The sequence below is a fragment of the Spongiivirga citrea genome (assembly GCF_010671565.1).
Taxonomy (GTDB): domain Bacteria; phylum Bacteroidota; class Bacteroidia; order Flavobacteriales; family Flavobacteriaceae; genus Spongiivirga; species Spongiivirga citrea.
In genome coordinates, this window is sequence record NZ_JAABOQ010000007.1 from 59,012 (window position 1) to 70,883 (window position 11,872).

General features: G+C 36.0%; 15 protein-coding genes. 9 read left to right on the forward strand and 6 right to left on the reverse strand.

Going from position 1 to position 11,872, the window contains the following annotated elements; all coding sequences use genetic code 11:
- Positions 1 to 29: 29 nt before the first annotated feature.
- The 5 genes from GWK10_RS16045 to GWK10_RS16065 are packed head-to-tail and all read left to right on the forward strand — an operon-like array spanning position 30 to position 3,200.
- Positions 30 to 1,004, forward strand: a complete 975-nt coding sequence (locus tag GWK10_RS16045; RefSeq protein WP_164033418.1) for a M23 family metallopeptidase — start codon at positions 30 to 32, stop codon at positions 1,002 to 1,004.
- Positions 1,004 to 1,333, forward strand: a complete 330-nt coding sequence (locus GWK10_RS16050) for a MerR family transcriptional regulator (RefSeq protein WP_164033419.1) — start codon at positions 1,004 to 1,006, stop codon at positions 1,331 to 1,333. Before GWK10_RS16045 ends, GWK10_RS16050 begins: the two co-directional genes overlap by 1 nt.
- Positions 1,334 to 1,349: 16 nt before the next feature.
- Positions 1,350 to 1,952: a LemA family protein gene (locus tag GWK10_RS16055; protein WP_164033420.1), complete on the forward strand. Its 603-nt coding sequence runs from the start codon at positions 1,350 to 1,352 to the stop codon at positions 1,950 to 1,952.
- Positions 1,953 to 1,954: 2 nt separating this feature from the next.
- Entirely contained in the window at positions 1,955 to 2,395 is a 441-nt protein-coding gene (locus tag GWK10_RS16060; protein ID WP_164033421.1) for a TPM domain-containing protein, read from the forward strand.
- Positions 2,376 to 3,200: a TPM domain-containing protein gene (locus GWK10_RS16065; RefSeq protein ID WP_239540780.1), complete on the forward strand. Its 825-nt coding sequence runs from the start codon at positions 2,376 to 2,378 to the stop codon at positions 3,198 to 3,200. Before GWK10_RS16060 ends, GWK10_RS16065 begins: the two co-directional genes overlap by 20 nt.
- Position 3,201: 1 nt before the next feature.
- On the opposite strand, the gene GWK10_RS16070 is transcribed toward GWK10_RS16065, so the two are convergent.
- Positions 3,202 to 3,708, reverse strand: a complete 507-nt coding sequence (locus GWK10_RS16070; RefSeq protein WP_164033422.1) for a MarR family winged helix-turn-helix transcriptional regulator — start codon at positions 3,706 to 3,708, stop codon at positions 3,202 to 3,204.
- Positions 3,709 to 3,817: 109 nt separating this feature from the next.
- Between GWK10_RS16070 and GWK10_RS16075 the strand changes: the two genes are divergently transcribed.
- Positions 3,818 to 4,750 (forward strand): alpha/beta hydrolase, encoded by a 933-nt coding sequence (locus tag GWK10_RS16075; RefSeq protein ID WP_164033423.1) that lies wholly within the window; start codon positions 3,818 to 3,820, stop codon positions 4,748 to 4,750.
- Positions 4,751 to 4,877: 127 nt separating this feature from the next.
- On the opposite strand, the gene GWK10_RS16080 is transcribed toward GWK10_RS16075, so the two are convergent.
- Positions 4,878 to 5,615 carry a bacteriorhodopsin-like gene (locus GWK10_RS16080; protein ID WP_164033424.1) on the reverse strand — a complete coding sequence of 246 codons (738 nt, stop codon included), beginning with the start codon at positions 5,613 to 5,615 and terminating at the stop codon, positions 4,878 to 4,880.
- A 100-nt stretch (positions 5,616 to 5,715) separates the two neighbouring features.
- Between GWK10_RS16080 and GWK10_RS16085 the strand changes: the two genes are divergently transcribed.
- A complete protein-coding gene (locus tag GWK10_RS16085) occupies positions 5,716 to 6,618 on the forward strand; it encodes a Brp/Blh family beta-carotene 15,15'-dioxygenase (RefSeq protein ID WP_204263157.1) in 903 nt (300 codons plus the stop codon).
- A 29-nt stretch (positions 6,619 to 6,647) separates the two neighbouring features.
- Here GWK10_RS16085 and GWK10_RS16090 read toward each other — a convergent pair whose 3' ends face one another.
- On the reverse strand, positions 6,648 to 7,073 hold the full coding sequence (locus GWK10_RS16090) for a DUF4174 domain-containing protein (protein ID WP_164033426.1): 426 nt from the start codon (positions 7,071 to 7,073) through the stop codon (positions 6,648 to 6,650).
- A 65-nt stretch (positions 7,074 to 7,138) separates the two neighbouring features.
- Positions 7,139 to 8,440, reverse strand: a complete 1,302-nt coding sequence (gene der / locus GWK10_RS16095; RefSeq protein ID WP_164033427.1) for a ribosome biogenesis GTPase Der — start codon at positions 8,438 to 8,440, stop codon at positions 7,139 to 7,141.
- A 144-nt stretch (positions 8,441 to 8,584) separates the two neighbouring features.
- Between der and GWK10_RS16100 the strand changes: the two genes are divergently transcribed.
- On the forward strand, positions 8,585 to 9,109 hold the full coding sequence (locus tag GWK10_RS16100; RefSeq protein ID WP_164033428.1) for a GTP-binding protein: 525 nt from the start codon (positions 8,585 to 8,587) through the stop codon (positions 9,107 to 9,109).
- Between the two features lie 3 nt (positions 9,110 to 9,112).
- On the opposite strand, the gene era is transcribed toward GWK10_RS16100, so the two are convergent.
- The gene (gene era, locus GWK10_RS16105; protein WP_164033429.1) at positions 9,113 to 9,994 is read right to left on the reverse strand and encodes a GTPase Era; all 882 of its coding nucleotides are present in this window, start codon (positions 9,992 to 9,994) and stop codon (positions 9,113 to 9,115) included.
- Between the two features lie 103 nt (positions 9,995 to 10,097).
- Here era and GWK10_RS16110 point away from each other — a divergent pair, with 103 nt between their 5' ends.
- Positions 10,098 to 10,265: a Lacal_2735 family protein gene (locus GWK10_RS16110; protein ID WP_164033430.1), complete on the forward strand. Its 168-nt coding sequence runs from the start codon at positions 10,098 to 10,100 to the stop codon at positions 10,263 to 10,265.
- Positions 10,266 to 10,302: 37 nt separating this feature from the next.
- Here the strand turns inward: GWK10_RS16110 and GWK10_RS16115 are convergent, their stop codons facing one another.
- Complete coding sequence (locus tag GWK10_RS16115; protein WP_164033431.1) at positions 10,303 to 11,679, reverse strand: alanine/glycine:cation symporter family protein; 1,377 nt, start codon at positions 11,677 to 11,679, stop codon at positions 10,303 to 10,305.
- Positions 11,680 to 11,872 lie beyond the last annotated feature (193 nt).

Here is an 11,872-nt window from a genome sequence, read left to right on the forward strand (position 1 = left end):
AATTGTGCAAAAATAGAATTTTTTGACTTATGTCTCAGGTAAAATATTATTACGACCAAGACACCTTATCGTATAGAAAAATTGAACCAACCAAGGGAAAAAAGGCTCGTAATATTGTCCTTTTTTTATTGTCGTCGGTACTTTTTGCATTCTTAGGTCTCACCTTATTGCTAAACACTAATCTTTTTAGAACTCCAAAAGAATTAACGCAAGCACGCGAGCTTAAAAATTTCGAGTTACAATACCAATTGATGAATCGTAAGATGAATCAAATGGAAAAAGTATTAGAGAATATCGCCGAACGCGATAACACTTTATATAGAGTTTACTTTGAAGCGAACCCAATACCTGAAGAACAGCGCAGAGCTGGTTTTGGTGGGATTAATCGTTATAAATCATTAGAAGGGTTTGACAATTCTGGTATGATCATTAATACCAGTAAACGTATTGATGTCCTGTCGAAGCAATTGGTAGTACAATCAAAAAGTTTAGATGAGATTAAATTATTGGCAGAGGATAAAGAAAAATTGTTATTAGCAATTCCTGCAATACAGCCAGTACAAAATAGAGACTTAAAAAGAATGGCATCTGGTTATGGTATGCGTATGCATCCCATCTTAAAATACCGCAAGATGCATAAAGGTATGGACTTTACTGCACCACGTGGAGCAGCAATTTATGCAACTGGAGATGGTGTTATAAAAAGAGCTGTGCGAAGTAGTACTTTTGGTAATTTAATTATTATCGATCATGGTTTTGGCTATGAGACTTACTACGCTCACCTTAGCAAGTATGAAGTTAAAAAAGGTCAGAAAGTGACCCGTGGAGATATCATAGGTTATGTAGGTAATACAGGTTTATCAGCAGGACCGCACCTTCATTACGAAGTGCACAAAAACGGAAAAGCTATTAACCCTATCAACTTTTATCACGCTGACCTTACTCCGGAAGAATATGAGATTATGTTAGGTAAGTCTGTGATAGAAAATATCTCATTAGATTAATGCACGTTGAACTTCCAGAGAAACGGTACTACAGTATTGGCGAGGTCGCCGAGGCTTTTAATGTGAATACTTCGTTAATCCGATTTTGGGAAAAAGAATTTGATGCCCTAAAGCCTAAGAAAAACGCAAAAGGCAACAGAAAATTTACCCCTGATGATATTAAGAATCTGCAGCTCATTTTTCATTTAGTAAAAGAACGCGGTTTTACGCTCGAAGGCGCAAAGATTCATTTAAAAGAAGGCAAGAAAAAAACACTCAACAATTTTGAAATTATTAGGAAGCTCGAAAGCATCAAAGCAGAACTCGTCAAGATCAAAAGCCAACTCTAACAAAAACTCTAGCGGTATGAAAAAATGGATAATCCCTGTAGCAATTGTTCTAATTGTGGCGATATGGGGCTACAATGCCTATAAAGGATTTTACAATACAGGAATAGAATATCAAGAAGACGCAAAAACCAAATGGAGTAATGTTGAAAGTGCCTACCAACGTCGAAGTGACCTTATTGGAAACTTGGTTAAAACGGTCCAAGGCGCTGCAGATTTTGAAAAAAGCACCTTAGAAAGTGTAATAAGCGCACGAGCAAAGGCGACGTCGGTAAATATAGACGCATCAAATCTTAATGCCGAAAATATGGCCCAATTTCAACAAGCACAGTCCGGTTTAACTTCGGCATTATCTAGACTTTTGGTTACCGTAGAACGCTATCCTGATCTTAAGGCAAATCAAAACTTCAGAGAGCTTCAGTCACAGCTAGAAGGTACTGAAAATCGAATTAATGTAGCGAGGGATCGTTATAATGAGCAGGTTGGAGAATATGAAAAACACATCAATCGTTTTCCTAACAATATATTCGCAGGCTGGGTAGGTTTTGAACCTATGGAACGTTATAAAGCTGATGCAGGAAGTGAAAAAGCGCCTGATGTAGAATTTGACTTCAAAAACTAATCATGTCACAGGTCGAATCATTTTTAACCACTAGCGAAGAGCAAGAGGTTATTGCTGCTATTCGACAGGCTGAGCGACATACTTCTGGTGAGATACGGGTACATCTCGAAAAATCATCTGGTGAATTGAAGGCATTTGACAGAGCTACCCTCCTTTTCCATCAACTTAAAATGGATAATACCAAAGAAGAAAACGGCGTGTTAATTTATGTAGCTGTTGAAGATCACACATTTTCTATTTGTGGTGATAAGGGTATTGATAAGGTCGTTCCAAAAAATTTCTGGGAAAGTACCAAGAATACAATTCAAGAACATTTTGTAAAAGGAGAATTCAAACAGGGACTAATTAGTGGAATTTTATTAGCGGGTAAAGAATTATCTGCTCATTTTCCATGGGATGATAATGACATAGATGAGTTAACCAATGAAATCTCAAAAGGGTAGTATGCGTTGTTTAAAAACCTTAATACTCATTTGCTTTTTAGGAATAACAAGCCAGTCAAATGCTCAATATGATATTCCGCCTAAACCGAGCATACAAACTAGTGTATATGACTACATCAGGCTTTTAAATGAAGGGCAAAAATCTTCACTAGAGCGAAAATTAATAACATATTCTGACAGTACCTCAACACAAATTGTGGTGATTATTATTCCATCGACCCAAGGAGAAAACATTAATTATCTCGGGGCGCAGTGGGGACAAAAATGGGGAATAGGACAAGAAGACGAAGACAATGGAGTATTAATCTTATTGGCACAAAACGATCGGAAAATAGCAATCAGCACTGGTTATGGGGTTGAGGAATATTTGACGGATGCATTGGCCAAACGGATTATTGAACGCATCATCGTTCCTCAATTTAAACAAGGCAACTACTATCAAGGTTTAAATAAAGGTACCGATGCCGTTTTTCAAGTACTTACAGGCAGTTTTAAAGGCACACCACAGCAAAACAGAAGTACTAATATTCCTATCGGGCCTTTTTTGATTTTCATATTTTTCGTCATTTTAGTGATTCTATCAAGAATTAACCGCAATCGTGGTGGAAATGGCGGTGCAGGATCGTCAAGTTATGACCTATGGGATATTATTATCCTAAGTAATATGGGGCGCGGAAGTTATGGCGGCTCTAGTAGTAGCTCAGGTGGATTTGGCAGCGGAGGAAGCTTTGGCGGTGGCGGTGGTTTCGGAGGAGGCTTCGGCGGTGGCGGATTCGGTGGTGGTGGTGCCTCGGGAGGATGGTAAGCTAAGCATCCTCAATTTCAGCTAGCATTGTTTTGAGTAGGGCAACAAATATTTTTTGTTGTGTAGCCGTCAACATTCCAACAGATTTAGACGCTTCTTGAAATCTAATTTCTATTGCTGTATCTATTACTTTTTTCCCTTTTTGTGTAAGACCAGCAAGCTTAACACGTCCATCTTTAGGATCTGACGCTCTATAAATTAATTCAAGTTTTGTCAACCTTTCTAATAAGGCAGTCATTGCACCGGAAGTAATTAAAACTGATTTCATTAATTGCTTTGGAGTTAGCTCGTAGGGCTGTCCTGAACGCCTAAGTGTTGCAAGCACATCAAGGTCGGTATAGTATATGCCGCTTTCTTTTAACGCTTGCCCTGCACGACGCTCTAGTATTTTTCCTAGCTTTAAAATTCTACCAACAATTTGCATTGCTGAAGCATCCAACTCTGGTCTTTCTTTATTCCAATCGGATACAAGATTATCGATAATATCTTGGTACTCTTCCTTAGCCATAATTCAATATATGTTTCAAAAATAATTAAAATATATCTTGATGTAAAGATAAATTACATACATTTGCTACATATCTTTACATCAAGATACTTTTTTAAATCGAAATATTATGAAAAGTCCAAGTTCACAATCGCTAACCTTATTCACATTTATATTTTTACTCATTTTATCCTGCAGGAATGAAACCGCTCCATTAAATCAACAGAAAGAAACGGCACCAGTGCCAGATAGCAACTATGCTCCTACCATCTTTACAAAGGATACCACTAAACTCTGGATGGCCGAAGGTAATATTGAAAATGACACCGTGCTTATTATGGGTGATGGTGGCCCCACAAATCAATTAGGCTATGATTATAATGGTAAAACATCTTGGAGTTACCTTAACAATTTTAAAAACTACTATTTTGTTAGCCTGCACCAATCCACGACCTATAATCCCGAGATATTTAATTGGAAAATATCTTTTGATCTTGATGATGGTATTAAAGAAATTGACAATTCTTCTGAAATGATGTACCAGACTATTAAGTACTTTAAAGACCGAGGCAAGTATGTGGTGGTGGTCGGACATTCATATAGCGCATTTATAATTCCACATTATTTAGCCACTAGGCCTTCACTTGCTGATAAGTATTTTATGCTAAATGGCAGACTAAATGCCGACTCACTTCAAACATTTTATCAATTAAAAGGTTTTAACTCAAAGTTTACCTCAGATGGAAAAACCCTTATAGAACCCGATACCACCCGTGGTAAAAATCCGTTTAGAACTAAGCGTTATTTCAAAATACGCAAAGCGAGCGAAATGCTAAAGGCTGGCTTAGGAATCAGAAAGTTTACTGAGGAACTAATAGATAAGGACATTTCGAACCTTGTTGTATGCTACGGAACAAAAGACCAAAATGTTGGCGCATTAGACAATGAGGAAATTGAATTTCTAAAATCTAAAAATGCTAAAATCATTGCTATTGATGCCGGTCATTACGGCGTAACTAGGCCAATTATTGATTCATTACAAGCTGGAACACTTAAGTTTTGAATACAACAGAGAGAAGGGGAATGAATCGAAATTATGAGTTACTATTTTTAAGATGGAAAAACAAAAAAAGGAATAGTCTGCTTACAAACTATTCCTTTTTAACCAACTAACTAAACAGTGAATTCGATTATGCCGTCTGCGAGTTGTTCGAAGATGCAGTCACAGCCAAGTTGTATACAACTAAACCAAATCCAATTTTATTAATGGCATCACCAATATTATAAATTACGTCCATTGATAGTCCGTTAAGGCCGTCATACCATCCTGGTGTTCCCGCCATATATCCTAAAGGGTAAATTGCCCATCCTACCAGCACAAACCAGCATAATGTTTTATGAGCAGATAATACAGCTCCTCCAGCTTCTTGAGCTAGTTTTTTGGCTTTACCTAACCAGATATCATATACTATAACAAAGTAAGCAATACCAGAAACCAGACCCCACAGCCATGCGTTGTCACGGTCTACAGCTTCTCCGATATAACCAGTAACCAACATTATTACTGATAAGAAAATCAATCGCCACATCAGCGTTTTCTTAGCACCAGCTACTTTTAGAATTAAGAAAAACTCAACGCACATTAACGGTACGGTAAGCACCCAGTCAACATACCTAAAAAATGTTGGTGACTCGCCAACTGTTGCCCAATAATCACGCATATACCAATAATGTACTGCTGCGATAAATGTAATTAGTCCTGAGACTAAAATTGAAGTTCTCCATTTCCTATCATAAGAATTCATTGAGAAAAAGAAAAATACTGAAGCGGCCATCATAGCCATACATCCTACGAAGAATGTGAAACCTACATAGTCATTGCTAGCCATTTTGCTAACAAGTCCCATTGTACTACTAAACATTTCCATAATAAAATTGTGTTTTAAGATATTTTGTTTAATCAAATTTACAAATTATTAAACAAATTTGTTTAACTTTATTCATAATTTTTTAAACAAAATGTAATTTATGGTGCTCAATTTTGAGAAAATGATGAATTTAACCTTGGTTTCCACTTTCTTCTGTTTATGGTTTACCGTTAATTTTGAAGAGCAAATAGAGCAAACTGTAGCTTTTGTATTAATACTGTCATTTGGCATCTTACATGGAGCAAATGATTTTAAACTACTGAAGAAAAGCTTTGAGAAATCACCATCGAAGAGCCCTCGATCAATTCTCTTAATTTATATTTTGATAGTGGTAGTTGGTGCAATACTATTTTACCACTTCCCCGCCATTGCACTTATAATTTTTATTTTATTTAGTGCATATCACTTTGGAGAACAGCATTGGGAACATCAATTCAAGACGAAAACAGCTATAAGACATATTGTTTATATATTTTATGGTTTGGTTGTTTTAGGCATGTTATTTATAACTAATCAGAATGAAGTGCTTAACATTGTAGTCAATATCACTGGATATAAAACCCCTACATTATATATAGGTCTTCTATTTACGGTTAGTTCAATGTTATTTGTACTTAGTATCGGTTATGCAATTTATACCTCCAGTACAAATACTAACACTATTAAAGAGTTATTTTATTTGGCTGTATTTTTTGTAGTTTTCAAATTAGCCTCCTTAATATGGGCATTTTGTATTTACTTTATTTTGTGGCACAGTATACCCTCTTTATTTGAGCAAGTTAAATATTTATATGGTGACTTCAATCGTAAAACGGTGCTGCTCTATTTAAAATCATCCTTTATTTATTGGTTGATTTCAATTATTGGCTTGTTATTGATCTATTACTTTTTAAAAGATTCGCAGCTCCTATTCCTGTCAGTATTTTTTGCTTTTCTAGCTGCGATTACGTTCCCACACGTTATCGTGATGTTTAAACTACATGATAAAAATGAAGGTGGGTAGTTGAGTGTTAGAAATCTAAACAATAATTTCTATTCTCCTTTCCGCATCTCGCGCTTTCGCATTGGCATTTTATCAATACTACTGAAAATGCGATCGGGTAATACGCCAAAGGGTTCAGACATTTTAATGCGGGTGTCTTTTCCAATTAAGATAATGCCATTAAAAGCTTTTGATAATTTATACGCTTTTCGAACTGAGGCTTCATCTACTTGGTACTCTTTACCTCGTTTATGATTTACCAGCCGTCCTTGTTCCAAAGTAAAAAGAACCACGTCACGCTCACGCATTTCCTTTTTAAAATCATTAAATGAATTTAACTGCGCGTTGTAGTCTGTTGAAGTAACACTTTTAGTAAGCAGTATAACTAGGCGTTTTCCTTTTTGATATTGTAATAAAGGATTAGCGTCCTGCGCCTGTAGACCTAGACAAAAACAAAATATTAATAAATACTTCATACCGTAAAATTAAGCAATAAGCGTACCAATTTATAAACTCCTACGAACCTATATTATTGTTAAAATTACTTTTTACGCATGTACACATCAATCGGCACACCATGAAAATCAAAATGCTCCCGAAGCTGATTCTCAAGAAAACGCTTGTAGGGTTCTTTAACATATTGCGGCAGGTTGCAGAAAAAAGCAAACTGTGGTTGTTTGGTAGGTAATTGAGTAATAAACTTTATCTTAACATACTTCCCTTTATAAGCCGGTGGAGGCCTATTTTCAATAATAGGAAGTAATATATCATTTAACTTACTTGTCGGTATGCGTTTTGAACGGTTTTTATAAACCTCAACAGCAGTTTCAATCGCTTTGAAGATTCGTTGCTTGGTGAGGGCTGAAATAAATATGATAGGCACATCAGTAAACGGTTCACACTCCTTACGAATCATTCTCTCGAATTCCTTGGTACTATGATTATCCTTTTCTACTAAATCCCATTTATTGACCAGAATAACTACCCCTTTTCGATTTCGTTGCGCTAACCAAAATATGTTCTGTACCTGCCCGTCAAAACCTCGTGTAGCATCTAATACTAATAAACACACATCTGCATGTTCAATTGCCCTGATACTTCTCATTACAGAGTAAAACTCTAGGTCTTCTTTTACCTTACTCTTTCGTCTTATTCCTGCGGTGTCGACTAACTTGAAGTCAAATCCGAAACGATTATATTTTGTGTCAATACTATCTCGCGTGGTTCCAGCAATGTCGGTAACAACAAATCGATCTTGCCCTATCAGCGCATTTATAAAAGATGACTTACCTGCATTAGGCCTTCCTACCACTGCAAAACGAGGCAGTTCTTCATCATCCTCTTCTTGTGTGTCAGGAATTTTTTCAATTACGGCATCTAAAAGATCGCCTGTCCCACTTCCATTTGTACTAGCAATAGTATAAATCTCACCTAAACCTAGATTATAAAATTCGACAGCATCACCTGCTCGCTTGCTATTGTCAACCTTATTTACAGCTAAAAAAACCGGCTTTTTAGCTTTTCTCAATAAATTGGCAACATCTTCGTCCATTCCCGTTATACCGGTTTCTACATCGACCATAAAAATGATCACATCGGCTTCTTCGATTGCCAGTTCAACCTGCTTATCGATCTCTTCTTCAAATTCATCGTCAGATCCTATGACATATCCACCAGTATCAATTAAGGTGAATTCCTTACCATTCCAATCAGATTTACCGTAGTGCCGATCACGGGTAACACCACTAACCGAATCAACAATCGCCTCACGACGCTGAATTAATCGGTTAAAAAGTGTGGACTTTCCTACGTTAGGTCTTCCTACGATAGCTACAATGCTCATTTACTGTAAATTTTGCGCAAAGATAGTTGAAACAATCAAGGAAAAAAGAATTAGTAAAAATGAATTAAATGATCATATTATGATAAAACTCAGTTTTTGAGTTGGCTATTAATGGTACTTTAAAGGTTTAATAACACTCAGTATATGCAAGTTTCAAACAATGAGATTGCACTAAGACCAAGGTTTCAAATGGAACTTGATCACCCTAAGGAAGAGCTACTAGCGCTTTTTGAAGGCGATAAGGATGAAAAATCTCGTTTTCTACTAAAGAGAATTGACGATCATGTATTTATAAAAATGAATGAGGAAGAGGCTCATTTTTGGTCTCCTCAGCTCCATTTAGAAATTAATAAAACTGAAAATAATGGTAGTAAGTTATATGGCCTTTTTGGCCCGAATCCCACCTTATGGACCTTTTTTATATTTCTTCACTTTGGCATTGGCACTTTGTTCATCATTTTTGGAATTTGGGCATATAGTAACTGGAGTCTAAAATTCTCCTACTTCCCGCAACTAGTAGTTTGTTTTGTGATGATTCTTTTTTGGATTATACTTTATATTTTCGGAAGAATTGGTAAAGCAAAAGGTAAGGAGCAAATGAATTTATTGCATGAATTTATGATGAATACGCTAAAACTTCACTTAAAAAGTAATGAGCAAGTAATCTAGATACTATTGATTATATCCAAATCGTCTTAATTGATTTTGATTACTACGCCAGTTTTTATTCACTTTTACATATAATTCCAAATGAATCTTCTTTCCGAAAAATTGCTCAAGATCCTCACGGGCTTGTGAACCTACTTTTTTGAGCATAGATCCTTTATGTCCGATGATAATTCCCTTTTGGGTATCTCGTTCGACCATAATGACCGATCTTATTTTTATGATCTTATCATCTTCAATAAACTCCTCCGTATCTACCTCAACCGAATATGGAATTTCTTTCTTGTAATTAATAAGGATTTTTTCGCGTATTGCTTCATTTACAAAAAAACGCTCAGGCTTATCGGTTAACTGATCTTTTGGGTAAAAAGGTGGTGACTCTGGCAATAAGCTTATTATTTTCTGAACTACTTCTTCCACTCCAAAATTCTCAAGAGCTGAAATGGCATAAATTTGGGCATTCGGAACTTTTTCTTGCCATAGGTCAATATGAGCATCAAGGAACTCTTGATCTGTAGTATCAATTTTGTTAAGCAATAAAAGAACAGGAATCTTGGTATTAGTTATCTTTTTGAAGAATTGTTCATCCTTCAATTCTTTCTCACCTACTTCAACCATATACACTAACACATCGGCATCTTCAAAAGCCGATTTTACAAATTGCATCATCGATTGCTGAAGCTCATAGGCCGGCTTAATAATTCCAGGAGTATCTGAGAGTACCATTTGAAAATCATCACCGTTTAGAATTCCCAAAATGCGATGTCTAGTAGTCTGCGCTTTAGAGGTAATTATGGATAATTTTTCGCCCATCATCGCATTCATAAATGTCGATTTTCCGACATTAGGATTCCCTATAATATTTACAAAACCTGCTTTGTGTGCCATGCCACAAAAATACGCTTAATAAATATTTAACCTTCTATTTTGTATAATCACCTGTAAACGTGACAAATAATTTTGTAATTTTAAAGTATTAAAACTACTGACGATGACTTTGGACAAAAACAAAGCCCGCAGAAAAGAACGATTATTAAAGCGCTATAAAGCATTGATGAAAGAGGCTATTGCCTTTTCTAGAATCAATCGTGATATGAGTACTCAAAAATCTCAAAATGCCTATCGCATTCTTGATGACATTGAAAAATTAGGTGGTTAATTAAGTTCTTTTTCTAATTCATTCCTAGGCACTTATACTAAGATGCCCTCACCTTGTTTTGCCTTAATGTATTGGTATACGCTTTCATTCTTTTAGTGATTCTAGGAGCTAAATAAATAACCGCTATCATATTAGGAATGCACATTAGTGCATACGAAAGATCTATTAAATTCAGTACAAAATCGACAGAAGCTCCCGCTGCCCAAATGATTGTTATAACATAAAAAATGTTGTACGCTTTTGACATATTTGTTTTGAATAAAAACGAAAGACATTTTGTGCCGTAATACGAATAGGTAAACATGGTAGATAAGGCAAACGAACTTACGATGATCATTAATAACACGTCGCCATAACCAAATAGCGATTTCTTAAATGCGATTAAGGTCATTAAAATTCCATTACTTTCTGCTTCTAAATATGCGCCGCTTGAAATAATCACTATGGCAGTAAGCGTACATACCACAATTGTATCAATAAATGGGCCTAGCATTGCTACCAAACCTTCTTTTACTGGCTCATCTGTTTTTGATTGTCCGTGATACATAGGTGCACTACCTAAACCAGATTCATTACTAAAAACTGCCCGGCGAACTCCCAGAATGACCATTCCCCAAAAACCACCTTGAATCATAGTGTTTAAGTTAAATGCTTCAGTAATTATTAACTGAAGCGAAGGCAAAATTTTATCTACATTGAATGCCATAATAATTAGTACAGCAATTAAATATAGCATTACCATAAAAGGTACTATTGCAGTGGTAACCTTTGTAATTTTTTTTAAACCACCGAAAACCACAAACGAAGTGGCTCCAGCACAACACAAGCCTACAATCCATTTCCAGTTTGCATCTCCAATACTGGCAATGGTGCTATCGGGTTTCACTACGTTCATAAAAGTTTGAGTGAATTGATTAGTGGTGAAAACCGCTAAAAAACCAATAAGACCGGCGACACAGAAAAACACTGCAAGTGGTCTCGCCTTCTTACCAATTCCTAAAGTAATATAGTGCATGGGTCCAGATAGAATACCTTTTTCTTCATCATTTTCCCGATACATTACCGCAAGACTACATGAGTAAAATTTAACACACATTCCAATAATTGCAGTAATCCATATCCAAAAAATTACACCAGGTCCACCTTTATAAATTGCGATAGCAACTCCAGAGATATTTCCTAACCCTACAGTTGCTGCCACTGCAGCCGATAAAGCTTGAATATGAATTACTTCTCCAGGATCGTTAGGGTCATCATACTTCCCTCTTGTAATATTGATAGCATGCCTAAAGTAACGATATGGCAGTAATCGAGAATGAATGGCGAGATACAAGCCTCCACCTACTACAAAAATTAGCATGATCCACTCCGCATAGGGAATAAGTGCCGAGATAGCATCAGAAATTGTTTTCATAAGTCAATCTAAAAATAGACAAATTAAGCTACAATTCACGAAGTACAGTTCTCAATATAGTTTTGAGTAAGGTTCTTATCCAAGCCAGTGCAATTAAATTGGCCTAAGAAAGACCAAGTGCGCCAGCGGACTGTACTTGGTCTTCTTTTATCAAAAAATCATTGTTATTTTTACCTAAACAACTCATTTATTA

Excerpts from the sequence above, each read along its gene's own strand:
- GWK10_RS16085 (WP_204263157.1), top strand. The coding sequence starts at position 5,716 with ATGGTGCTCAATTTTGAGAAAATGATGAATTTAACCTTGGTTTCCACT.
- GWK10_RS16100 (WP_164033428.1), top strand. The coding sequence starts at position 8,585 with ATGCAAGTTTCAAACAATGAGATTGCACTAAGACCAAGGTTTCAAATG.
- GWK10_RS16110 (WP_164033430.1), top strand. The coding sequence starts at position 10,098 with ATGACTTTGGACAAAAACAAAGCCCGCAGAAAAGAACGATTATTAAAG.
- GWK10_RS16080 (WP_164033424.1), bottom strand. The coding sequence starts at position 5,615 with ATGGAAATGTTTAGTAGTACAATGGGACTTGTTAGCAAAATGGCTAGC.
- GWK10_RS16065 (WP_239540780.1), top strand. The coding sequence starts at position 2,376 with ATGAAATCTCAAAAGGGTAGTATGCGTTGTTTAAAAACCTTAATACTC.
- GWK10_RS16090 (WP_164033426.1), bottom strand. The coding sequence starts at position 7,073 with ATGAAGTATTTATTAATATTTTGTTTTTGTCTAGGTCTACAGGCGCAG.
- GWK10_RS16060 (WP_164033421.1), top strand. The coding sequence starts at position 1,955 with ATGTCACAGGTCGAATCATTTTTAACCACTAGCGAAGAGCAAGAGGTT.
- GWK10_RS16115 (WP_164033431.1), bottom strand. The coding sequence starts at position 11,679 with ATGAAAACAATTTCTGATGCTATCTCGGCACTTATTCCCTATGCGGAG.
- GWK10_RS16055 (WP_164033420.1), top strand. The coding sequence starts at position 1,350 with ATGAAAAAATGGATAATCCCTGTAGCAATTGTTCTAATTGTGGCGATA.
- GWK10_RS16050 (WP_164033419.1), top strand. The coding sequence starts at position 1,004 with ATGCACGTTGAACTTCCAGAGAAACGGTACTACAGTATTGGCGAGGTC.
- der (WP_164033427.1), bottom strand. The coding sequence starts at position 8,440 with ATGAGCATTGTAGCTATCGTAGGAAGACCTAACGTAGGAAAGTCCACA.
- GWK10_RS16075 (WP_164033423.1), top strand. The coding sequence starts at position 3,818 with ATGAAAAGTCCAAGTTCACAATCGCTAACCTTATTCACATTTATATTT.
- era (WP_164033429.1), bottom strand. The coding sequence starts at position 9,994 with ATGGCACACAAAGCAGGTTTTGTAAATATTATAGGGAATCCTAATGTC.
- GWK10_RS16045 (WP_164033418.1), top strand. The coding sequence starts at position 30 with ATGTCTCAGGTAAAATATTATTACGACCAAGACACCTTATCGTATAGA.
- GWK10_RS16070 (WP_164033422.1), bottom strand. The coding sequence starts at position 3,708 with ATGGCTAAGGAAGAGTACCAAGATATTATCGATAATCTTGTATCCGAT.